Origin of the sequence: Paenacidovorax caeni, assembly GCF_001298675.1 — a bacterium.
GTDB classification, from domain to species: domain Bacteria; phylum Pseudomonadota; class Gammaproteobacteria; order Burkholderiales; family Burkholderiaceae_C; genus Paenacidovorax; species Paenacidovorax caeni.
This window is the reverse complement of the sequence record NZ_CYIG01000019.1, coordinates 38,587-61,120: the sequence shown is the minus strand read 5'-3', so window position 1 is coordinate 61,120 and position 22,534 is coordinate 38,587. Positions and strand designations below refer to the sequence as shown.

22 protein-coding genes are annotated in these 22,534 nt (G+C 66.0%); 15 read left to right on the top strand and 7 right to left on the bottom strand.

From position 1 onward, the window contains the following. The first annotated feature begins 9 nt into the window (after positions 1 to 9). The 3 genes from BN2503_RS10020 to BN2503_RS10010 all read left to right on the top strand — a co-directional run bounded on the left by BN2503_RS10020 (position 10) and on the right by BN2503_RS10010 (position 3,145). Positions 10 to 1,185, top strand: a complete 1,176-nt coding sequence (locus tag BN2503_RS10020) for a Y-family DNA polymerase (protein WP_054256523.1) — start codon at positions 10 to 12, stop codon at positions 1,183 to 1,185. A 25-nt stretch (positions 1,186 to 1,210) separates the two neighbouring features. After that, entirely contained in the window at positions 1,211 to 1,408 is a 198-nt protein-coding gene (locus tag BN2503_RS10015) for a hypothetical protein (RefSeq protein ID WP_054256515.1), read from the top strand. A gap of 162 nt (positions 1,409 to 1,570) precedes the next feature. Then, the gene (locus BN2503_RS10010; RefSeq protein ID WP_054256522.1) at positions 1,571 to 3,145 is read left to right on the top strand and encodes a methyl-accepting chemotaxis protein; all 1,575 of its coding nucleotides are present in this window, start codon (positions 1,571 to 1,573) and stop codon (positions 3,143 to 3,145) included. 38 nt (positions 3,146 to 3,183) lie between these two features. On the opposite strand, the gene queF is transcribed toward BN2503_RS10010, so the two are convergent. The 5 genes from queF to BN2503_RS09985 form a co-directional block, all read right to left on the bottom strand. Beyond that, positions 3,184 to 4,029 (bottom strand): NADPH-dependent 7-cyano-7-deazaguanine reductase QueF, encoded by an 846-nt coding sequence (gene queF, locus BN2503_RS10005; protein ID WP_054256514.1) that lies wholly within the window; start codon positions 4,027 to 4,029, stop codon positions 3,184 to 3,186. Between the two features lie 78 nt (positions 4,030 to 4,107). Continuing rightward, complete coding sequence (locus BN2503_RS10000) at positions 4,108 to 6,102, bottom strand: OPT family oligopeptide transporter (protein ID WP_054256521.1); 1,995 nt, start codon at positions 6,100 to 6,102, stop codon at positions 4,108 to 4,110. A gap of 67 nt (positions 6,103 to 6,169) precedes the next feature. Next, entirely contained in the window at positions 6,170 to 7,021 is an 852-nt protein-coding gene (locus BN2503_RS09995) for a 2OG-Fe(II) oxygenase (RefSeq protein WP_054256513.1), read from the bottom strand. Continuing rightward, positions 7,018 to 7,797 carry a peroxide stress protein YaaA gene (yaaA, locus tag BN2503_RS09990; protein WP_054256512.1) on the bottom strand — a complete coding sequence of 260 codons (780 nt, stop codon included), beginning with the start codon at positions 7,795 to 7,797 and terminating at the stop codon, positions 7,018 to 7,020. Before yaaA ends, BN2503_RS09995 begins: the two co-directional genes overlap by 4 nt. Positions 7,798 to 7,913: 116 nt before the next feature. Beyond that, on the bottom strand, positions 7,914 to 10,988 hold the full coding sequence (locus BN2503_RS09985; protein ID WP_054256511.1) for an Rne/Rng family ribonuclease: 3,075 nt from the start codon (positions 10,986 to 10,988) through the stop codon (positions 7,914 to 7,916). Positions 10,989 to 11,564: 576 nt separating this feature from the next. On the opposite strand from BN2503_RS09985, the gene BN2503_RS09980 reads away from it, so the two are divergent. The 4 genes from BN2503_RS09980 to BN2503_RS09965 are packed head-to-tail and all read left to right on the top strand — an operon-like array spanning position 11,565 to position 14,684. Further along, positions 11,565 to 12,602: an RluA family pseudouridine synthase gene (locus BN2503_RS09980; RefSeq protein ID WP_054256510.1), complete on the top strand. Its 1,038-nt coding sequence runs from the start codon at positions 11,565 to 11,567 to the stop codon at positions 12,600 to 12,602. After that, entirely contained in the window at positions 12,569 to 13,237 is a 669-nt protein-coding gene (locus BN2503_RS09975) for an HAD family hydrolase (RefSeq protein ID WP_054256509.1), read from the top strand. The genes BN2503_RS09980 and BN2503_RS09975 overlap by 34 nt, the downstream gene beginning before the upstream one ends. A 10-nt stretch (positions 13,238 to 13,247) precedes the next feature. Then, positions 13,248 to 13,628, top strand: coding sequence for a Rieske (2Fe-2S) protein (locus BN2503_RS09970; RefSeq protein ID WP_054256520.1), 381 nt, complete (start codon positions 13,248 to 13,250; stop codon positions 13,626 to 13,628). A gap of 3 nt (positions 13,629 to 13,631) precedes the next feature. Next, a complete protein-coding gene (locus BN2503_RS09965; protein ID WP_054256508.1) occupies positions 13,632 to 14,684 on the top strand; it encodes a S49 family peptidase in 1,053 nt (350 codons plus the stop codon). A 73-nt stretch (positions 14,685 to 14,757) separates the two neighbouring features. Here BN2503_RS09965 and BN2503_RS09960 read toward each other — a convergent pair whose 3' ends face one another. Continuing rightward, on the bottom strand, positions 14,758 to 15,528 hold the full coding sequence (locus tag BN2503_RS09960) for an SAM-dependent methyltransferase (RefSeq protein ID WP_054256507.1): 771 nt from the start codon (positions 15,526 to 15,528) through the stop codon (positions 14,758 to 14,760). Then, positions 15,525 to 16,124 (bottom strand): Maf family nucleotide pyrophosphatase, encoded by a 600-nt coding sequence (locus BN2503_RS09955; protein WP_054256506.1) that lies wholly within the window; start codon positions 16,122 to 16,124, stop codon positions 15,525 to 15,527. The genes BN2503_RS09960 and BN2503_RS09955 overlap by 4 nt, the downstream gene beginning before the upstream one ends. Positions 16,125 to 16,150: 26 nt before the next feature. Here BN2503_RS09955 and BN2503_RS09950 point away from each other — a divergent pair, with 26 nt between their 5' ends. From BN2503_RS09950 to fabF, 8 genes are all read left to right on the top strand, one after another. Further along, a complete protein-coding gene (locus BN2503_RS09950) occupies positions 16,151 to 16,705 on the top strand; it encodes a YceD family protein (protein WP_054256505.1) in 555 nt (184 codons plus the stop codon). A 111-nt stretch (positions 16,706 to 16,816) separates the two neighbouring features. Next, the gene (gene rpmF, locus BN2503_RS09945) at positions 16,817 to 16,999 is read left to right on the top strand and encodes a 50S ribosomal protein L32 (RefSeq protein WP_024001319.1); all 183 of its coding nucleotides are present in this window, start codon (positions 16,817 to 16,819) and stop codon (positions 16,997 to 16,999) included. Positions 17,000 to 17,092: 93 nt separating this feature from the next. Then, on the top strand, positions 17,093 to 18,145 hold the full coding sequence (plsX, locus tag BN2503_RS09940; RefSeq protein WP_054256504.1) for a phosphate acyltransferase PlsX: 1,053 nt from the start codon (positions 17,093 to 17,095) through the stop codon (positions 18,143 to 18,145). Next, complete coding sequence (locus tag BN2503_RS09935; RefSeq protein ID WP_054256503.1) at positions 18,142 to 19,122, top strand: beta-ketoacyl-ACP synthase III; 981 nt, start codon at positions 18,142 to 18,144, stop codon at positions 19,120 to 19,122. Before plsX ends, BN2503_RS09935 begins: the two co-directional genes overlap by 4 nt. Before the next feature lie 61 nt (positions 19,123 to 19,183). Next, positions 19,184 to 20,137, top strand: coding sequence for an ACP S-malonyltransferase (fabD, locus tag BN2503_RS09930; RefSeq protein WP_054256502.1), 954 nt, complete (start codon positions 19,184 to 19,186; stop codon positions 20,135 to 20,137). Continuing rightward, a complete protein-coding gene (fabG, locus tag BN2503_RS09925) occupies positions 20,134 to 20,874 on the top strand; it encodes a 3-oxoacyl-ACP reductase FabG (protein WP_054256501.1) in 741 nt (246 codons plus the stop codon). The genes fabD and fabG overlap by 4 nt, the downstream gene beginning before the upstream one ends. Before the next feature lie 104 nt (positions 20,875 to 20,978). Beyond that, a complete protein-coding gene (gene acpP / locus BN2503_RS09920) occupies positions 20,979 to 21,218 on the top strand; it encodes an acyl carrier protein (protein WP_003058049.1) in 240 nt (79 codons plus the stop codon). A 46-nt stretch (positions 21,219 to 21,264) separates the two neighbouring features. Next, the gene (fabF, locus tag BN2503_RS09915) at positions 21,265 to 22,509 is read left to right on the top strand and encodes a beta-ketoacyl-ACP synthase II (protein ID WP_054256500.1); all 1,245 of its coding nucleotides are present in this window, start codon (positions 21,265 to 21,267) and stop codon (positions 22,507 to 22,509) included. The last annotated feature ends 25 nt before the right edge of the window (positions 22,510 to 22,534 follow it).

Below are 22,534 nucleotides of genomic sequence, written 5' to 3'. Positions count from 1 at the left end.
CACCTCGACATGGATGCGTTTTACGCGTCCGTCGAGCTGCTGCGCTATCCCCAACTGGCCGGGTTGCCCGTGGTGATTGGTGGCAGGCGCCGGGCCGAAGACGACGCCCTGGCCGCTGCCTTTGACGGACGCCTGGCCGAGATTCCGCTGGACCGCTTCGCGCGCCTGCAGGGCTATGTCGGCCGCGGCGTGATTACCACGGCGACGTATGCGGCGCGCGCCTTCGGCGTGGGGTCGGCCATGGGGCTGATGAAGGCGGCGCGCCTGTGCCCCCAGGCCATCCTGTTGCCGGTGGACTTTGCCGAGTACCGGCGCTATTCGCGCCGCTTCAAGGAAGTCATTCTCTCGATCGCGCCGGTGATGGAGGACCGGGGCGTCGACGAGGTGTACATCGACTTTACGCACGTGCCGGGCGGGCAGCGCGAGGGCGGACGCGTGCTGGCACGGTTGCTGCAGCGCAGCATCCTAGAAGCCACCGGGCTGAGCTGCTCGATTGGCGTGGCGCCGAACAAGCTGTTGGCCAAGATGGCCAGCGAGTTTCATAAGCCCGGCGGCATTTCTATCGTCCAGCCCGAGGAACTGCAGGCGCTGGTCTGGCCGCTGGCCTGTCGCAAGATCAACGGCATTGGTCCGAAGGCGGATGCCAAGCTGGGGGCCCATGGCATCCGCACCATCGGGGAGCTGGCGGCATGCCCGCGCGACTGGCTGGTGGCACATTTCGGCAAGTCCACGGGCCCGTGGCTGCACGAGGCGGCCTGGGGGCGTGACGAGCGCCCCGTGGTCACGCACAGTGAGCCGGTCTCGGTCAGCCGCGAAACCACCTTCGAACGCGACTTGCACGCCGTGCACGACCGCGCCGAGCTGGGCCGGATCTTCACAGCGCTGTGCCAGCGCGTCGCCGAGGACTTGCAGCGCAAGGGCTACATGGGCCGGACCATCGGCATCAAGGTGCGCTACGACGACTTCAAGACCGCCACGCGCGACCAGACCGTGGCCGAACCCCTGCACGATGCGGCCGCGATTCGCCGCGTGGCGGGTCAATGCCTCAAGCGCGTGCCACTGGACAAGCGCCTGCGCCTGCTGGGCGTGCGTGTAGGGGCACTCGTGAAGCCACAGCCGGAGGCCGTGGCACCTGCACACCATCCGGCCGAGGCCGCCGACCCTTACACAGCGCCGCTTTTCTAGGCGCGGCGCTGCCGTCACCCCTTACGTGACCGAGGCACTGTCAACTGCGGAGCAGGGCAAATGGCCATCGATATGCATTACGCAGGTCAACCAGGCCATGCTGCAGCTCGACCAGGTGACCCAGCGCAATGCGGCCCAGGTGGAGGAGTCCACGGCCGCCGCGCAGATGCTGCGCGCAGGAGCGCAGTCCCTGGAGCGCAGCGTGGCGGTGTTCAGGCTGTAATCATGAAAAAGCCTGCATGACAGAAATAAGCAATCATGTCACCAGGGTGATAGTTGTTTTTTTGTCTACCGGGAAATTTCTTTTGATCAAGTTGGCATCCAACGCGTGCCCAGGAAGGGGTTGCTTTTTTATACTGGGTTGACATTCAGCAACGTTCTGGCCATGCGCACCAATCTCCCCGTTACCCAGCAGGAGTACGACTACCCCGGCGACGAGCTCCTGATGTCGACCACCGACGCCAAGGGCATCATCACCCACTGCAATGCCGCGTTCATGCGGGTGAGCGGGTTCGAGTTTGATGAGCTCATCGGGCAGCCTCACAACATCGTGCGCCACCCCGACATGCCGCCCGAAGCCTACAAGGACCTGTGGGCCACCGTGGGTCATGGCCGCAGCTGGACGGGCATCGTGAAGAACCGGCGCAAGGATGGCGACCACTACTGGGTGCGCGCCAGCGTGACGCCACTGGTGGAAAACGGCAAGCCCAAGGGCTACATGTCGGTGCGGGCCAAGCCCTCGCGCGCCGAGATCGCCGCCGCCGAGCAGCTGTACGAGCGCCTGCGGCGTGAACGCGAGGCAGGCCGTCCCACCATCCGTCTGCATGCCGGGCGCGTGCGTTTTATGGGCTGGCGCGATGTCCTGGGGCGCTGGCAGCGCGCCAGCTTCACCCAGCGCATGGCTGGGCTGCTGGGCCTGCTGGTGCTGGCTGGGCTGCTGCCCGGCGCCATGGGCTGGGAAGGGACGGCGGTGCTCGCCGGGCAGGCCGTGGTGCTGGTGCTGCTGGCGCTTTTCATTATCTGGCGCGTGGATCGCAGCATCACCAAGTCTTTGGTGGATGCCAACATGCTGGCGCGCGACATTGCGGGCTGCAACCTCACGACCGTGCTCAGCGGGCGGAGTGGTCGCCACCCCATGGTGCTGCTGACGGAGCGGCTGCAGCAAATCCAGATCAATCTGCGCGCCGTGGTGGGCGATGCACGCGGCGAAATCGCCGGGTTTGGCCAGATTTCTGGCGAAATGCACCGCGGCGCCCAGCACCTGGCCGAGCGCACCGAGTCGCAGGCTGCGAGCCTGGAGGAGACCGCAGCGTCGATGGAGGAACTGTCCTCCACCGTGCGCCAGTCCGCCGACACGGCGCAGCAGATCGCCAAGGAGAGCGAGCGCAGCGCCCAACTGGCGCGCGAGGGCGGGCAGGCCGTGGCCACGGTCACGCAGGTGATGCAGTCCATTGAGGACTCGTCGCGCCAGATGGGGCAGATCATCTCCACCATCGAAGGCATTGCGTTCCAGACCAATATCCTGGCGCTGAACGCCGCCGTGGAGGCGGCGCGTGCAGGCGAGCAGGGCAAGGGCTTCGCCGTGGTGGCTGGCGAGGTGCGTGCGCTGGCGCAGCGCAGCGCCCAGGCGGCGGGCGAGATTCGCGCGCTCATCGGCACCTCGAACACGCACGTGGCGCATGGCGCGGGCCAGGTGCAGGCAGCGGGCAAGACTATCGCCCAGGTGGTCGATTCGGCCGCCTACGTGAACCAGCTGATGGAACAGATCGGCACCGCCGCGCGCGAGCAGACCATGGGCATCGCCCAGGTTAACACCGCCGTGGTGGAGCTGAACCACGTCACGCAGCAGAACGCCGCGCTGGTGCAGGAGTCGGCCAACGCGGCGAACCACATGAACGCCAACGCCGGCGTGCTGGGGCGCACGCTGGCCGTGTTCCGCTTGCCTGGCGACCGCGTTTAGCGGCAAACAGGCATTTAAGGCACCAGGCCCCCGGGGGGCTACTGCCGTGCCGTGCGCACGTTGCGCGGCAGCTGCTGTGGGTGGCTGGTGCGCAGCGGGTTGATGTCCAGCCCGCCGCGGCGTGTGTAGCGTGCGTACACCGTCAGCTTGAGCGGGCGGCAGCGTGCAGTGATGTCCATGAATATGCGTTCGACGCACTGTTCATGGAATTCGTTGTGGTTGCGAAAGCTCACGATGTACTGCAACAGGCCCGCCTGGTCGATCTGTGGGCCGCTGTAGCTGATCTGCACGCTGCCCCAGTCGGGCTGCCCCGTGACCAGGCAGTTGCTCTTGAGCAGGCGGCTGGTCAGCGTCTCGGTGACAGGCGCTTCATCGAAGGCGGCGGTGAGCAGGGCGGGCTCCGGCTGGTAGTGCGTGCATTCCACATCTAGGCGGTCAAGGTCCAGGCCGCTGAGCTCGTGCACGGGTTCTTGGTCGAACTGCTCCGGCGCCACCAGGCGCACGCCCACGGTTCCCGGGCTGGCCGCACCGCGCCAGGCGGCTTCGCTCAGGTCGGCACGCAGGCGTTCGCGCACGGCCTCGCTGCTGTCGAAGCGCGTGCCGTTGAAGCTGTTGAGGTACAGCTTGAACGACTTGCTCTCGATGATGTTCGGTGTTTCGCAGGGCACGGTGACGTGCGCCAGCGCCACCTGCGGCTTGCCGCGCGCGTTCAGCCACGACAGCTCGAACGCCGTCCACAGGTCGGCGCCGAAGAAGGGCTGGGTGCCGGTGATGCCGATCTCGGCGCGCTTGGGCGCGCGGGCGATGGGAAACAGCAGGGCCGGATCGTACTGGTCGGCATACGCCGAGGCTTTGCCCAGGGGGGACTGCGCAGGATGGTTCATGATGTGCTACTAAAAATATAGCTGCTTGCGCTTGATGGGAAAGCGCTAGAGCCACTTTTTGTTTGAAATTTCAGGGCCTCAGCGACGCAGTACGCTGCGGTAGAAAAAGACACAAAGGCCGCCAAAATACAGCAGCCCCAGCCACATGGCAGGGGCAAACCCTTCGCCCACCAGGGCCAGGGGCGCATCGTGGCCGCTGAAGCCGATCAAGGCCGCCAGCAGCAGGCCCATGAGGCTCTCTCCCACGATCAGGCCCGAGGCCAGCAGCAGTCCGCGCTCCTCCGCGGCGGCGGCCCAGTCCTGCCCCAGGCGCGCTTTGGCGCTGCGCAGGCCGCGCTGCAGGCTCCAGCCCAGCGCGGCGCCCACGGCCAGCGTCAGACCGATGGTGGGCGGCAGGTAGATGCCCAGGCCCACCGCCAGCGGCGGCAGCGCACCGCGCCCGGCACGGCGCAAGGCCACGTCGGCCACGATGACGCCAACGCCCAGCAGCACGCCCAGCCCCAGCATCGTCCACTCCAGCGCGCCGCTGAAGATGCCGCTGGCGATCTGCTGCATCAGCGTGGCCTGCGGGGCGGCCAGGGCCTGTGCCGGGTCCATGCCCGGGCGCGGCAGGGCGCCAGCAAACCCATAGGCGTTGTAAAGCAGGTCGAGCACTGGCGGAATCACCACGGCCCCCACCAGGCAACCGATGATGAGCACCACCTGCTGGCGCCAAGGGGTGGCGCCTACCAGGTAGCCGGTCTTGAGGTCCTGCAGGTTGTCGTTGGAGATGGCCGCCATGGCCAGGATCACCGACACCATGAACAGCACCAGCGCCACGCCCAACGGGCCCGAGACGCTGGCCGCGAACGCCGGCACCAGCGTGTGCAGCGTCAGCAGCGCCAGGCCCATCAGGATGGTGGCGATGATGCCGATGCCCGAGATCGGGCTGGCCGACGAACCCACCAGCCCGGCCATGTAGCCGCAGGCCGCCGCCACCAGAAAGCCGAACACCGCCGCGAACAGCACGCACAGGGCCGTGAGGGCGTAGCGCGTGGCGGGTGGCATGTCCGGCAGGTACTGGGCGATGAAGCCTTGGGTGACCAGGAACAGCACCGCCAGCGCGGCCGCGCCGATGGCCAGCATCCAGTGCCGGGGCATGTCCTGGTCGGTCGCGGGCACTGCTGTACTGCCGGCTTGGGGCCGTGCGCCCTGCTGGCGAACCGCTTGCAGGATGGGGCGAATCAGCGTGGCCACGGTCCACAGGGCCGAAATGCCAATCACCCCCGCACCAAGAAAGCGCACCTTGCCCGCCCACAGCTGGTTGGCCAGCGCAGGCAGGGTCTGCCCGTGCTCCGCAGGGGCCAGGGCGGTGAGCCAGGGCACGGCAACGCCCCAGCACAGCACCAGCCCCAACAACACTGCCACGCCGGCGGCGGCGCCCATCAGGTAGCCGGCGGCCAGCAACGCGGGCGAAAAGCCAGCGGCCACCCGGAACACCACGCCCCCCGCGGGAATCCACAGGTTGACCGCATCGCCCAGCAGGCGCAGGCCGCCGCTCAGGAAACCGAACAGCGCGGCCAGCCCGGTGCCCCAGCCCAACTGGCGCAGGCCCGCGCTCTGCCCCTTGCCCTCGGCCTTATGGCGCTGGGCCTCGCCCACGCGCAGCACTTCGGCGGCGGCCACGCCCTCGGGGTAGGGCAGGCCGGACTGAACCACCATCACGCGCCGCAGCGGCACGGTGTAGAGCACACCCAGGGTGCCGCCGGCGGCGCAGACCAGTGCCGTTTGCCAGAAGGGAAAGCCGTTCCACAGGCCGAGCATGAGCAGTGCCGGCAGCACGAAAATCACCGATGACAGCGTGCCAGCCGCCGACGCCTGGGTCTGCACCAGGTTGTTCTCCAGGATGTTGGAGTCGCGCAGGCGGTACAGCAGCGCCATCGAAATCACGGCGGCGGGAATGGCCGAGGCGAAAGTCAGCCCGACTTTGAGGCCGAGGTAGACATTCGCCGCCGTGAAGGCCAGCGTGATAAGTGCGCCAAGGAAGACACCGCGTACGGTGAACTCACGCACAGGGGTGGTGGGTGGTGCCATGGGGGGCTCGCTTTGTGCAGGGGGCGTCATGCGTGACGCCGTGCCAGGGCCTGCCACGCAGGGGTGGTCAGTGGAACTCGCGCTCGCGCAGCCATTTTGTGGCGATCCATTTTTCACCCGCGTGCACAGGGGCGCCAGCGTGCAGGGTCCGGGTGTCCGGATCGGGGCGCGCGTAGCTGAAGAACACCGCGTGGCCCGGATGCGGCGTCACCTCCAGGCCTACGTCGGGGAAGGTGGTGGCGCCGCCCTGGGCGGGCGCGTTCAGGTACAGCACCAGAGTGGCCACACGCTGGCCTCCCCGGCGCACCAGGGTGGGGGTGCCGCGCTGGGCGGGGTCGAAATAGTCGTAGTGCGGCTTGTATTCGGCACCCGGGCCGTAGCGCAGCACTTGTAGGCCCTCGCCGTGCTCCACGGGCCAGTTCACCAGCCGGGCAATGCGTGCCTCGATGCGCTGCACCAGCGCCGTTTCACCGCGCTGGAAAAACATGCCCTCGCTGGTGCGGTCGGCGTTGACTTCTTCACCGCCAGTGGCTGTGGCCACGGTGAGCGAGCGCGCCATGCGCGGGCGCGCAGCATCGATCAGCGCCGTGCATTCCTCGGGCGAGAGCAGGTTGCCCAGCAGCACGACGCGCGGGTGTGCCAGGGCCATGAGCACGTCCACCGTGCGGTCGCCAACATCGATGCGCGTGGGGGCGCCTTGCAGCGCAGGCTCGGGCAGGTTCGTGGCAAGTGTGGCCTCTGGCGAGGCGGCTGCGGCAGTGTCCGAGGGCAAGGTTTCCTCGGCGGCCTGGCGGGCCACTTGGGCGTCCCAGCCGGCCTGGCACATGGCATCGACCAGGGCGGGTAAATCCAGCCCCTCGGCCGCCCGCTCGGCGATCCATGCGCGCAGCGCGGGCGTAATGGGCTGGCGGGCGCTCATGGCTGTGCCGCGCGGCGGAACACCAGGCGCTCGGGGGAGGAGGCAGCGGGGTGGAAGGCGTAGCCCTCCAAGTCGAAGCCTTCGAGCTGGCGTGGTGTGCTGGCGCGCTGCTGGATGGCCCAGCGTGCCATCAGGCCGCGCGCGCGCTTGGCGTAGAAGCTGATGATCTTGTACGCGCCGCCCTTGCCGTCCTCGAACACGCACTCGACCACGCGGGCGCTGAGCGCCTTGCGGTCCACGGCCTTGAAATACTCCTGCGACGCCAGGTTCACCACCACCGGGTCGGTATCGTCCGCCAACTGGCGGTTCAGGTGCTCGGCGATGCGCGTGCCCCAGAACTGGTAAAGGTTGACGCCGGCATCCGTGGCCAGGCGCGTGCCCATTTCCAGGCGGTAGGGCTGCATCAGGTCGAGCGGGCGCAGCACGCCGTAGAGCCCGCTGAGGATGGCAAGGTGCTGCTGCGCCCAGTCCAGGTCGGGCAGTGAGAGCGTGGCGGCCTGCAGGCCCTCGTATACGTCGCCATTGAAGGCCATCACGGCCTGGCGTGCGTTCTCCTGCGTGAAGCGGGGCGACCATGCGCCGTAGCGCGCCACGTTGAGCGCTGCCAGTGCGTCGCTGATGGACATGAGCGAGGCAATGTCCTGGGGCGAGCGGGTGCGCAGCACGTCGATCAGGCGGGCTGCGTCTGGAATGAACTGGGGCTGGGAGTGCGGCAGCCCGGCAGGAAGCGGGCTGTCGTAGTCCAGCGATTTGGCGGGGGAGAGCAGAAACAGCATGGGGCTTGGACTCCTGAGTTTCTAGCCAAATTGGGCTGTAGGCTTTGCTGGGAAAGCGCTGGCAGCTATGGTTTTTGAATATCAACCCCGGGGCGCGGCCCCGGGGTACTGCTGCATCAGCTGCGCTGCGTCTGCTCGAAAGGCAGCTGCAGGTCGCTCAGGTCGCGGCGCGTTTCCACCAGGACCAGCGGGCCTTCGTCGGGCACGACCACCGGCGGCCGCTCACGTGGCACATGGGCGGGACGGGGCTCGGCAGCAATCGCGGCTTGCACGGCGGCCACCTTGTCGGCGTCCGAATTCACCCACTGCAGGCCGGATGCCGCGGCGATCTGCGCCAGCTCGCTGACGGGCAGCGTGAAGGATTGCACCTTGGGCATGCCTGCTGCGGAGACCACGGGTGCCACAGGTGCAACAGGTGTCGCGGGTGCTGGTGCGGCGACTGTCGCCTCCGCAGCTGGCGCTACGGGCGCTGCGGCCACCACGGCAGGCGCTGCCTCGGCGGCTGTGGCTGGCACGGGGGCACTGGCCTCCTCAGCGACTGGCGTGGCTGCCACTGGGGCTGCGGTGGCGGTCACCGCAGCCTCTGGGGCAGGGGCTTCGACCGGCGTGGCTGCTTCGGGGGCGCTGGCCGGGGCGACCGGCGCGACCGGCGCGGCGGTGAAGTAGCTGCGGCGCGGTGCTTCTTCGGTGCTGGCGTCTTCCGCCGGGGTGGGGGTGGGTGCCGCTTCCGCAGCGCCCTCCTCGCGGGCAGGGCGCTCGCCTTGTTCACCACGGTTGCGGCGGTCGCGGCCATAGCGGTCACGCGAGCGGCGCTCGCGGCGCTGCTCTTCGCTGGCTGGCGCGGCGGCTTCCGGCGCAACCGTGTCGTTGCCCGTCAAGTCCAGGTCGGGCAGGGAGGACAGCGGTGCGGTGTCGGCGAAGTCGGCCACCGGCAGGGGCGCGGAGGTGCCTTCGCCACGCGGGGCACGCTCGCGGCGACCGCCTTCGGTGCGCTCCGGGCGTTCCGCACGTTCGCCGCGCTCGGTGCGTTCGCGGCGGCCATTGCCGTCGCCGCGCTCGCGGCGCTCGCCATTGCGCGGTGCACGCTCGCTGCGGGCTTCCTGGGGTGCACCGTCGGCGGTCGGTGTGGTGCCTTCGGCATCGATGGCCGGGCGTGCGTCCGCATCACGGCGCGCACGCTGGTCGCGCGGGGCGTTGCCATTGCGCTCGCCTTGGCGTGGTTCGCCGCTGCGCTCTGTGCGGCGGCCGTTGCGTGCCTCTGCCGTACTGCCCTGGGCTTCGCCGCGCGCTGCACCGCGTTCGCCATTGCGGCGGTTGCGTCCGTCGCCACGTCCTTCACCACGCCCTTCGCGGCGGGCACCGGCTGCAGCGTCCGTGGCGGCAGCTGGGGCTGCCACGGGCGCTGGCGCCGGGGCCGCGCCAAAGCCGAACAGGCTCTTGAGCCAAGCGAAAAAGCCTTGCTCCTGCGGAGCCGGGGCAGGCGACGGTGCCGGGCTGGGGGCTGCCGCCGCGGGCGTGGCGCCGGGGCGCTGGCCATTGCGCGGTGGGCGCTGTGCCCCTTCGGGGCGCGGCTCTGCCACGGGGGCCGGGGCATCGGGCAGCACACCCTTGATGACCGGCGTCTGCTTGTTGGTCGGCTCTTGCGAGCGGCGCGTGACCTGGGTGCGCTCTTCCTGCTCTTCGGCGAGCTTGTAGCTTGCCTCGATGTGGTCCAGTCGCGGGTCGTCGTGCTTGAGGCGCTCGAGTTTGTAGTGCGGCGTCTCCATCGACTTATTGGGCACCATGAGCACGGACACGCGTTGCTTGAGTTCGATCTTGGCGATCTCGGTGCGCTTCTCGTTCAGCAGGAAGGACGCCACTTCCACCGGCACTTGGACGTGCACGGCGGCGGTGTTGTCCTTCATCGACTCCTCTTGGATGATGCGCAGGATCTGCAGCGCCGAGGACTCGGTGTCGCGGATGTGGCCGGAGCCGCCACAGCGCGGGCAGTTGATGTGGGCACCTTCCGACAGGGCGGGCTTGAGGCGCTGGCGGCTCATTTCCATCAGGCCGAACTTGCTGATGGTGCCGAACTGTACGCGCGCGCGGTCTTGGCGCAGGGCGTCGCGCAGGCGGTTTTCCACTTCGCGGCGGTTCTTGCTCTCCTCCATGTCGATGAAGTCGATCACGATCAGGCCGCCCAGGTCGCGCAGGCGCATCTGGCGCGCCACTTCGTCGGCGGCCTCGAGGTTGGTGCGCGTGGCGGTTTCCTCGATGTCGCCGCCCTTGATGGCGCGGGCCGAGTTCACGTCCACGCTGACCAGCGCCTCGGTGTGGTCGATCACGATGGCGCCGCCCGAGGGCAGGGTCACGGTGCGGGCGTAGGCCGATTCAATCTGGTGCTCGATCTGGAAGCGGCTGAACAGCGGCGCGTCGTCGCGGTAGCGCTTCACGCGGGCCGCGTGCTCGGGCATCACGTGCGACATGAACTGCTGTGCCTGTTCGTAGATGTCGTCCGTGTCGATCAGGATGTCGCCGATGTCGCTGTTGAAGTAATCGCGGATGGCGCGGATCACCAGGCTCGACTCCTGGTAGATCAGGAAGGCGCCTTTGCCCGCCTTGGCGGCACCGTCGATGGCTGTCCAGAGCTTGAGCAGGTAGTTCAGATCCCACTGCAACTCGGGTGCGCTGCGGCCGATGCCGGCGGTGCGCGCGATGATGCTCATGCCCTTGGGGTATTCGAGCTGGTCCATCGCCTCCTTGAGCTCGGCGCGGTCCTCGCCCTCGATGCGGCGCGAGACGCCGCCGCCGCGCGGGTTGTTGGGCATCAGCACCACGTAGCGGCCGGCCAGGGAGATGAACGTCGTCAGGGCCGCGCCCTTGTTGCCGCGCTCTTCCTTTTCGACCTGCACCAGCAGTTCCTGGCCTTCGCGGATCACCTCGTTGATGCGCGCCTGGCTGGGCGAGACGCCCTCGGCGAAGTACTGCTTGGAGATTTCCTTGAACGGCAGGAAGCCATGGCGGTCCTCGCCGTAATCGACGAAGCAGGCCTCGAGCGAGGGCTCGACGCGTGTGACCACGGCTTTGTAGATGTTGCCCTTGCGTTGTTCGCGTCCTTCGATCTCGATTTCGTAGTCCAGCAGCTTTTGGCCGTCCACGATGGCCAGGCGCCGTTCCTCGGGCTGCGTGGCGTTGATGAGCATCCGCTTCATGATGCGATTCCTTTGTTTGTTTTAAGGGTGCCGTGTACCAGGGGGACACGGGACACCGGCATGTTCACTCGTTCTCACAGGCTCTTGCACAGAGCCGAGATGCCGAGGCTGATGCCTTGAAACAAAGGAACGCGCGCAAACGCCAGCGCTGGCCGCAGGCCAGGCGCTATGTGAGCCAGGGGGGCGGGGGCGCGTGGATGGGGGCGAGGCGCGCGGCGCGCGGCGCTGTCACGCAGGGCTCGGCGCGCAGGGCAGGCAAATGGGCGTTTCCCGGCATGCCAATGGCCACCGCCGGGGGCGCAAGCCTCCGCCAGATTGACTCCATCCATGCCCAGACAACCCACATGTTCGCTTTGATCCGCCAGCAGCGCACATGCTGCAGGCCAGTATTCCGTGTGTTTCAATGCGTCAGCCTGCCGTGCGGCGCGCAGCAAGGGCCGCAGGCTCTTCAAACGCCTGCCGCGGTGCATGCACGAAGCCCGTTGGCATCGACCTGCCTGCGCCGGGGGAAACCCAGGAAAATGTCCGCTGGACTAAACTCCAGAGAAATCAACCACTTACATTCAACGTGCGCAGGTGAAACACATTATAGAGGGCAAACCAAGCCCAGCCCCGGCGGCCCGCCTTGTCGCGGTGGACGCAGAGTCGAGCGGCCAGCGCTTGGATAACTTCCTGTTGCGCCAGCTCAAGGGCGTTCCCAAGACACATGTTTACCGCATCATCCGCAGCGGTGAGGTGCGGGTGAACAAGGGCCGCGCCAGCGCCGACACGCGCGTTGCCGAGGGCGATCAGGTGCGCCTGCCGCCCGTGCGCGTCTCAGAGAAAGTGGCACTCAAGGCGGGGCATCCGGCGCCAGCGCGCGAGTTCCCGCTGCTGCTGGAAGATGAGCATCTGATCGCCATCGACAAGCCCTCAGGGGTGGCCGTGCATGGTGGCAGCGGCGTCAGCTTTGGTGTGATCGAGCAACTGCGCCAGGCACGCCCGCAAGCGAAGTTCTTGGAGCTTGTGCACCGGCTGGACCGAGAGACCTCGGGCATTTTGCTGGTGGCCAAGAAGCGCTCAGCGCTGAACCAGTTGCAGGACCAGTTTCGCGAGCGCGCAACAGGCAAGACCTACCTTGCGCTGGTGCAGGGCACCTGGCCGGCCGCCAACAAGGTGATCGACTTGCCCTTGCACAAGTACTTGCTCCCTGACGGCGAACGGCGCGTGCGCGTTACGACGCCCGACGATCCGGACGGCATGCGCTCGGTCACGTTGGTGAAAGTGCGTGCTCACCTGGCGCCTCGGCCCTTGCAGGGCCTGCCGGCCATGACGCTGCTTGAGGTGACGATCAAGACCGGCCGGACCCACCAGATCCGCGTGCATCTGGCAAGCCAGGGGCACCCGATTGCGGGGGACGACAAGTACGGCGACTTTGACCTCAACAAGCGCTTGCCACGGCAAGGGCTCAAGCGCATGTTTCTGCATGCCTGGCGCCTGCAGTTCAACCACCCCGCCAGCGGCGAGCGCGTGACATTGCACGCCGAGCTGCCGCCCGAGCTGGCAGATTTCATCGCCCCCAACGCTTTTGGAAATTCACCATGCCCACCGACCGACCACGCCGCTTTGACTTGATCGCATTCGACTGGGATGGCACGCTGTGCGACTCCACGGCCATCATCGTGCGCTGCATCCAGGCCGCAGTGTGCGATGTGGGAGGTGCCATGCCCAGCGACGAGGCCGCCTCCTATGTCATCGGCATGGGGCTGATGCAGGCACTGGCCCATGCGGCCCCCGACGTGCCGCGTGAGCGCTATGCCGAGCTGGGCAACCGCTACCGCTACCATTACCTGCAGCACCAGAACGATCTGAGCCTGTTTGCCGGCGTCATGCCGTTGCTTGGTGCGCTGCGTGACCGAGGGCACCTGTTGACGGTGGCCACGGGCAAGAGTCGGCGTGGGCTGAATGAGGCGCTGCACACAGCCCAGCTGCGCGGCATGTTCGACGGCTCGCGCACCGCCGACGAGACGGCGGGCAAGCCCCACCCCCTGATGCTGCACGAGCTGATGGCCGAATTCGACGTGGCGCCGGAGCGCGTGCTGATGATCGGCGACACCACCCACGATTTGCAGATGGCGCAGGCCGCTGGCTGTGCCAGCGTGGGCGTGGGCTACGGTGCGCACCCGACCGATGAGTTCGCCCGCTATGCGCCACTGTTCGTTGCGGATTCCGTCGCGGACTTGCATGCGTGGCTTGAAAGCAACGCATGAGGATGTGGCCATGACAGCGTTTGAAGAAGAAGTCATTGCGTTGTGCGTCAGCACGGAACTGCAGGAAGGTGGGCTGGCGGTGGGCTTTGACGTGGTCTACGCCGGCCAGCGCTGCAGGGCCTTTGCTGTGCGTTTTCAGGGCCAGCCGCAGGCCTATCTCAACCGCTGTGCCCATGTGCCGATGGAGATGGATTACCAGGAAGGTCGCTTCTTCGATGACAGCGGTCGCTGGCTGCTCTGCGCCACCCACGGCGCGGTCTACGAGCCAGGTACCGGGCGCTGCATTGAGGGGCCGTGCCGTGGCGCCAGCCTGGTGAAGATCGCTGTGTCCGAAGTCGAGGGCCGGGTGCGCTGGCATACTGCCCCCCACATGCAACCTGTAGAGTTTTGAACCATGACCGACCCCCAACGCCCCGGATCCACGGATACCGGGGGCCATGCCCCCGCTGCCCCTGATTTGTGGGCGGCTGCTGCTACGGCCCGTCCCGCCGCAGGCAAACCGGCGGCTTCCCAGACGCCACCTGGCTGGGAGCGCGAGGTGCTGGAAAAGCTGGTGTTTGCCACGGTCAACGAGCAACGTGCCGCGCGCCGTTGGCGCATCTTTTGGCGCTTTGCCTGGCTGGCGTTCCTGGGTGCCGTGGCCTGGGCCCTCTTCGTGTACGAAGGCGGCACGCCCAGCAAGAGTGCGCCGCATACGGCCGTGGTGGATATCAAGGGCGAAATTGCCGGCGGTGCCGAGGCCAGTGCCGAACTGGTGGTGGCTGCCATGCGCAGCGCGTTTGAGGATGAAGGCTCACAGGCCGTGGTGCTGCTCATCAACTCACCTGGCGGCAGCCCGGTGCAGGCTGGCATCATCAACGATGAAATCGTGCGCCTGCGCGCCAAGTACGACAAGCCGGTGTACGCGGTGGTCGAGGAAACCTGCGCCTCTGCGGCGTACTACATCGCGGCGGCGGCCGACGATATCTTCGTCGACAAGGCCAGCATCGTTGGCAGCATTGGCGTGCTGATGGACGGTTTTGGCTTCACCGGCACCATGGAAAAGCTGGGCGTCGAGCGGCGCCTGCTGACAGCGGGTGAGAACAAGGGCTTCCTTGATCCGTTCAGCCCGCAGAGCGAGAAGCAACGCCAGTTCGCGTTGCAGATGCTCGACCAGATCCACCAACAGTTCATCGAGGTGGTGAAGAAGGGGCGCGGCGAGCGACTCAAGGTCACGCCCGAGACGTTCAGTGGCCTGTTCTGGACCGGCCAGCAGGCGGTGGAGATGGGCTTGGCTGACCGCTTTGGCAATCTTGACTACGTGGCACGCGAGGTCGTCAAGGCCGAAGATGTGATCGACTACACGCGCCGCGACAACGTGGCCGAGCGCCTGGCCAAGCGCTTTGGCGCAGCGGTGGGCGCAGGGGCGGTGCATGCCATGCGCAGCGCACTGCCCAATGTGCGCTGAGTTTAAGGTTAAATTGGCCTCTGGCCCTTTCCAGACAAGCGCTGGCAGCTATCAAAAATGAAGTGATAGGGCCTCAGCGGCCAATGGCGTACACCACCGGGGTGCGGTTATCGGGCGCTGTGCCGCCCTTGCGCCAATCGCGTACGGCGCGGCTTTCCATGCGGGCCTGGGGCAGCGTCAGTCCGGCCGCAAGGGCCAGCCGGGTGGTTGGCTGTAGGTGCTGCAGCAACGCTTGCCATAGCGCGGCGTTGCGGTACGGCGTCTCGATGAACAGCTGCGTCTGGCCCTGCTGGAGTGCCAGCACTTCCAGTTGGCGGATGCGCTGGGCGCGTTCGCCCGCGTCTTGTGGCAGGTAGCCGGTGAAGGCGAAGTTCTGCCCATTCAGGCCGCTGGCGGCCAGTGCCAGCAGCAGCGATACCGGGCCTGTCAGTGGCTCCACCCGGGCGCCTGCGTCGTGCGCGGCACGTACCACGGAGCTGCCGGGATCGGCCACGGCGGGCATGCCGGCCTCGCTGACCAGGCCCATGTCGTGGCCCGCCAGCAGCGGCGCGATGAGCGGCGTGGCGTTGAACTGGCCGGTGTGGTCGCCCTTCTTGTGCACTTCGCGTGGCAGTTCGGTGATGTGCTGCTGCTGCAGCGGCGCAGCCAGCGGGTGCAGGGCGTCGATGCGCTTGAGGTAGGCACGGCAGCTCTTGGCGTTCTCGCAGACCCAGTGCGTGAGCTGTGCGGCACTGCGCAGCGTGCCTTCGGGCAGCATGTCCTGCAAGGGGGTTTGCGTATCGCAGCCGAAGTCCAGCGGCGCGGGCACCAGATAGAGTGTGCCGATTCGGGTTGCGGTGTTCATGGCAGTGTCAGGCCCGCGGCGCGCAGCATGCGGCAGGTGCGGATCAAGGGCAGACCGACCAGGGCCGTCGGGTCATCGCTGACGATGGCGTCGAGCAGGCTGATGCCCAGGCCCTCGCTTTTGGCGCTGCCGGCGCAGTCGTAAGGGGTTTCGGCGCGCAGGTAACGCTCGATTTCTGCATCCGTCAGGTCGCGAAAGCGCACCTTCACCGCCGCCAGGTCGACCTGTGCAAAGCCCGTGGCCTGGCATACCACGGCCACGGCGGTTTGGAAGACCACAGTCTGGCCGCGCATCTGGCGCAACTGGGCCGTAGCGCGTTCATGCGTACCGGGCTTGCCCAGGGGCTGCCCGGCCAGGTCGGCGACTTGGTCGGATCCGATCACGACGGCCTGCGGGTGCCGCGCAGCGACGGCGTGCGCCTTGGCGAGCGCCAGCCGCAGGGCCAGCGCACGCGGTGCTTCGCCGGGTTGCGGGGTCTCATCTACAGCGGGGGCGGTGGTCTCAAAAGGCAGGCGAAGGCGCTGCAGCAGCTCACGCCGGTAGGGCGAGGTGGAGCCGAGTACCAACAGGCGTTGCGGGGAGGGTGATTCAAGCATGGGCGGGATTCTCTTACACTGCCGCGATGACCAAGGAGTTTTCCCCCCGTCGGCTCGACGTAAAGGCCTTCGCCCAGGCAGGCGCGCGGCTGGAAGGGCATGAATCGCTGCTCGCCTACGATCGTTTAGCCCAGGAAGCGCAGGGGCTGCACCCCGATCTGCGTGTGGACTGGGAGGCAGCGGGCACGCTCGTGGCGCCAGCGGGCAGCGCCAGCCAAATCTGGCTGCACCTGCGTGCGCATGGCATGTTCCCCATGCACTGCCAGCGCTGCTTGGGTACCGTGGATGTGCCGCTGGATGTGGATCGTTCGTTCCGCTTCGTGGCCGACGAAAGCACCGCCGAAGCATTGGACGATGAATGTGAGGAAGACCTGCTGGTGCTCAGCCGCGAGTTTGACTTGCACGCCCTGATCGAGGACGAGCTGCTGATGGCGCTGCCCATGGTGCCCATGCATGAACACTGTCCGGAGGCGGTGCCCATGGAGTCCGAAAGCGAGGATTTCGAGGACGCCAATGCGCAAAAGCCCAACCCCTTCGCTGCGCTGGCGGCTTTGCGCACTGGCAAGGATTCGAAACGTTGATGCAGCGCTGAAATCGATTCGGCTATAATCGAGGGCTTCGCGCGAATCCCCCTCGTGTCTTTAATGGGCTGAATCGCGTTTTTACCAACCCTTTAAGACCCAGGAGCCATCATGGCTGTTCAGCAAAACAAAAAATCTCCTTCCAAGCGCGGCATGCACCGTTCGCACAATGCCCTGACGGTGCCTGGCATCGCCGTGGAGCCCACCACCGGTGAAACGCATCTGCGCCACCACATCAGCCCCAACGGCGTGTACCGTGGCCGTCAGGTGCTGAAGAACAAGTCTGAAGCCTGACCTGTTCTCTGCCCGTCCGAGGCCCGTGGCTACCGAAATATGTAGCACGGGCCTTTGTTTTGACCGCTGCATTGGCAAGTTTCCAGGCCACCCATGATCACCTTGGCAGTTGACTGCATGGGGGGCGACCACGGCCCCCGCGTCACGTTGGCGGCGTGCCGCCAGTTTCTCGATACCCATTCCGACGCCCATTTGCTGCTCGTGGGGCAGCCAGAGAGCTTGAAGGCGTTCGCGCACGAACGCGCGACCGTGGTCGCGGCCAGCGAGGTCGTCGGCATGGATGATCCCGTGGAAGTGGCGCTGCGCAGGAAGAAGGACTCCTCCATGCGCGTGGCCATTCAGCAGGTCAAAGATGGCACGGCTGCGGCAGCTGTGTCGGCGGGGAATACGGGTGCGCTGATGGCCATTGCGCGCTACCTGCTGAAAACGCTGGATGGCATCGACCGCCCGGCGATTGCAACCCAAATGCCCAATGACAAGGGGCGCGCCACCACGGTGCTCGATTTGGGGGCCAACGTTGATTGCTCGGCCGAGCACCTGCTGCAGTTCGCTGTGATGGGGGCAGCACTGGTGTCCGTGCTTCAGGAGGACTCTTCCGCCAGCGTGGGGTTGCTCAATATTGGCGAGGAAGTCATTAAGGGCAATGAAGTCATCAAAAAGGCAGGCGAGCTGTTGCGCGCGGCTGCCCAGTCGGGTGATCTGAATTTCCAAGGCAACGTGGAAGGCAACGACATCTTCAAAGGCACCGTGGATATCGTGGTGTGTGACGGTTTCGTCGGCAACGTGGCGCTGAAGGCCAGCGAGGGCGTCGCAGCGATGATCGTTGGTGGGTTGAAGCAGGAATTCAAGCGCAACATCTTTACGAAAATTGCTGCCATCGTGGCTTATCCGGTTCTATCTGCGCTGATGAAGCGTATGGATTACCGTCGTTACAACGGTGCGGCGCTGCTTGGGCTGCGTGGACTGGTGTTCAAGAGCCATGGATCGGCCGACGCGCTGGCTTTTGAACAGGCGCTGAACCGCGCGTATGATGCGGCCCGCAACAACCTGCTCGACCGTGTCCGGTCGCGGATTGCGCATGCGGCGCCCCTGCTGGCGTCCTCCACGGCGCAGCCTGCCCTGGCAACGGCGGCCCCCCTGCCTTGAACAAACGCTATTCCCGCATCACCGGCACTGGCAGTTATCTGCCGCCACGCCGCGTCACTAACCAAGACCTTGCAAACGAGCTGGCGCAGCGCGGCATTGAAACCTCCGATGCCTGGATTGTCGAGCGTACGGGTATTCATGCGCGCCATTTCGCCGATCCCCAGGTGACGAGCAGCGATCTGGCGCTGGAAGCCTCCCGCCGTGCCCTGGAGGCTGCAGGCTGCCAGGCGCAGGATCTGGATTTGATCATCTTTGCCACGTCTACGCCGGACATGGTGTTCCCCTCGGCGGCGTGCATTCTCCAGAACAAGCTGGGTGCCAATGGCTGCCCCGCTTTTGATGTGCAGGCTGTGTGCAGTGGTTTCGTCTATGCACTGACGGTGGCCGACGCCATGATTCGTGCCGGATCGGCACGCCGCGCCCTGGTGGTGGGCGCTGAGGTGTTCAGCCGCATTCTGGACTTCAACGACCGTACTACCTGTGTACTGTTTGGTGACGGGGCGGGTGCCGTAGTGCTGGAGGCTTCTGATACGCCTGGCATTCTGGCCAGCGATTTGCATGCCGATGGCAAGTACGTCGACATTCTCTGCGTGCCCGGTACCGTGTCGGGCGGCCGGGTGCTGGGTGATCCGCTGCTCAAGATGGATGGCCAGGCGGTATTCAAGCTGGCCGTGGGCGTGCTGGAAAAAGCCGCACGCGCAGCACTCGACAAGGCCGGTCTGCAGGACGTTGATATCGACTGGCTGATCCCGCACCAGGCCAACATCCGCATCATGCAGGGCACGGCCAAGAAGCTGAAGCTGCCGCTGGAGAAGCTGGTAGTCACTGTGGACCAGCACGGCAATACCTCGGCGGCCTCGATTCCCCTGGCGTTGGACCATGCGGTGCGCAGCGGGCAGGTGCGTCCCGGCCAGCATGTCATGCTCGAAGGCGTGGGCGGCGGTTTCACGTGGGGAGCGGTGCTACTGAAAATGTAGCTGCTGGCGCTTGACAGGTAAGCGCTAGAGACTGATTTCTTTCATATTCTTAGAAGAGACAATGGCTAAATCCTTTGCATTCGTGTTTCCGGGGCAGGGCTCGCAGTCCGTGGGCATGCTGGACGCTTGGGGCGATCATCCTGTGGTGGCCGAGACGCTGCGCGAGGCGTCCGATGCCCTGGGCGAAGATGTCGGCCGCCTGATCCATGACGGCCCCAAGGAGGCCCTGGCGCTGACCACCAACACCCAGCCGGTGATGCTGGTGGCCGGCGTCGCTGCATGGCGAGTGTGGCGTGCCCAGGGCGGCGCGCTGCCTGTGGCGGTGGCAGGGCATTCGCTGGGCGAGTATTCCGCGCTGGTGGCATCGGGTGTGCTGACGTTGGCCCAGGCTGCGCCGCTGGTGCGTTTGCGTGCCGCCGCCATGCAGGAGGCTGTGCCCGTGGGCGCTGGCGCCATGGCCGCCATCCTCGGGTTGGAGTCCTCCAAGGTCATTGCCGGTTGTGTTGAGGCGACCGCATCGTTTGGCGCGGGATCTGCCGAAGTGGTTGAGGCAGTGAACTTCAACGACCCCATTCAGACCGTGATTGCGGGTACCAAGGCCGGTGTCGACAAAGCTTGTGAAGTCCTCAAGGCGGCAGGTGCCAAGCGCGCGCTGCCCCTGCCCGTGTCTGCGCCTTTCCATTCCAGCCTGATGAAGCCCGCGGCCGAGAGGCTGCGCGCGGCGCTGGCTCAGGTGGCCCTGGGTGCGCCGCAGATCCCGGTGGTGAATAACGTGGATGTGGCCGTGGTGCAGGAGCCTGAAGCCATTCGCGACGCGCTGTACCGCCAAGCCTTCGGCCCGGTGCGCTGGGTCGAGTGCGTGCAGGCGCTGCAGGCGCGTGGTGTGACCCACCTCATCGAGTGTGGCCCTGGCAAGGTGCTGGCAGGCCTGACCAAGCGCATTGACGCGGGCCTGGTTGGTGCCGCGCTGTACGATCCGGCCACGTTGGCCGAAGCCAAGGAGTTGCTCGCATGACGAATTCTGCATCCAAGGTTGCGCTGGTCACCGGCGCCTCGCGCGGCATTGGCGCCGCCATCGCACTGGAGCTGGCGCGACAAGGCTACCAGGTGGTCGGTACGGCCACCACCGACGCCGGTGCCGCTGGCATTTCTGAGGCGCTCGCCGGCTACGCTGGTTGCCGTGGCGCCAGACTCGATGTGAACGATAGCGCTGCCACCGAGGCGTTGATCGACGAGGTCGTCAAGACCCAGGGCGGTCTGCATGTGCTGGTGAACAATGCGGGCATCACACGGGACACGCTCGCCATGCGCATGAAAGACGACGACTGGGATGCCGTGCTCGACACCAACCTCAAGGCGGTGTTTCGCACCAGCCGTGCCGCCATCCGGCCGATGATGAAGCAGCGCTTTGGTCGCATCATCAGTATCACCAGCGTTGTGGGTGCTTCGGGTAATCCGGGGCAAGCCAACTACGCTGCCGCCAAGGCCGGCGTTGCGGGGATGACGCGCGCTCTGGCGCGCGAGTTGGGCAGCCGCGGGATCACGGTGAACTGTGTGGCGCCCGGCTTTATCGTCACTGACATGACCGCGCAGTTGCCCGAAGAGCAGCAAAAAGCACTGAATGCCCAGATCCCACTGGGCCATATGGGCAAGCCATCGGACATCGCGCACGCCGTCGCGTACCTGGCATCGGAGGGTGCAGGCTACGTGACAGGGCAGGAGTTGCATGTCAATGGCGGCATGTACATGTAATTAGCACAAGTTAACGCCGAATCATCCGAGCGGCGAGCTGCGAGGGGCTTTCTCCCTATGCGGCTAGAATCGCGGATTCATTCACAACCCCCAGAGGGAAACCTATGAGCGATATCGAAGCACGTGTCAAAAAGATCATTGCCGAGCAACTCGGTGTGGAAGAGTCCCAAGTGACGAATGAGAAGGCTTTCGTGGCCGACCTCGGCGCCGACTCTCTCGACACCGTGGAGCTGGTGATGGCCCTGGAAGACGAGTTCGGCATCGAAATCCCTGATGAGGACGCCGAGAAGATCACCACGGTGCAGAACGCCATCGACTACGCCAACACCCACCAGAAGGCCTGAGGCGGCCTTTTGCCGTCCCGAGCGATCATCAGAAGGTTTTGAACGCATGAGCCGTCGTCGCGTTGTCGTGACCGGCCTGGGTTGCATCAGTCCCGTGGGTAATACCGTGGAGAGCGCCTGGGCCAACCTCCTTGCCGGCCAGTCCGGCATTGACCTTATCACCAAGTTCGATGCGTCGAACTTCGCTTGCAAGATCGCGGGCGAGGTCAAGGGGTTCGATCTGGAGTCGTACATCAGCGCCAAAGATGCGCGCGCGATGGATGCGTTCATCCATTTCGGCATCGCAGCAGCCGCCCAGGCGGTGCAGGATGCGGGGCTGCCCACTGGGGAGTCGCTTTCGGAAGAGCAGGCCGTACGCATCGGCTGCGTGATCGGCTCGGGCATCGGGGGCTTGCCCCTGATCGAGAATACCCATGCGGAACTGGTGTCGCGCGGCCCCCGCCGCATTACACCGTTCTTCGTCCCGGCCTCCATCATCAACATGGTGGCGGGACATGTTTCCATGCGCTTTGGCTTCAAGGGCCCCAACCTTTCGGTGGTGACGGCGTGCACCACAGGCCTGCATTGCATCGGCGAGGCGGGGCGCATGATTGAGTACGGCGATGCGGACGTCGTCGTCGCCGGAGGCACGGAGTCCACGGTGTCTCCCCTGGGCGTTGGTGGCTTTGCTGCCATGCGTGCCCTGTCCACGCGCAATGACGACCCCAAGACGGCTTCTCGCCCGTGGGACAAGGACCGTGACGGATTCGTCCTTGGCGAGGGTGCGGGCGTAGTGGTCCTGGAGGAATACGAGCATGCCAAGGCGCGCGGCGCCAGAATCTATGCCGAATTGGCAGGTTATGGCATGAGCGCAGATGCTGGCCATATGACAGCGCCGAGCATGGATGGTCCGCGCCGTGCCATGCTGAGTGCGATGCGTAATGCCGGTATCAATGCCGACCAGATTGACTACCTGAATGCTCATGGGACGTCCACGCCGCTGGGCGATGTGAACGAGACCAATGCCATCAAGGCAGCGCTGGGCGACCATGCCCATAAGACGGTGGTAAGTTCCACCAAGTCGATGACCGGCCACCTGCTGGGTGGTGCCGGTGGCATCGAAAGTGTGTTCACCGTGTTGGCCCTGCACCACCAGAAGGTGCCGCCAACGATCAACTTGTTCAACCAGGATCCGGAGTGTGACCTGGACTACTGCGCTAACACTGCACGTGATCTGCAGATTGATGTGGCGCTGAAGAACAATTTCGGCTTCGGCGGAACCAACGGCTCGCTGGTCTTCAAGCGGGTCTAAGTAAATCCAAGCGCATTGCGCGTAG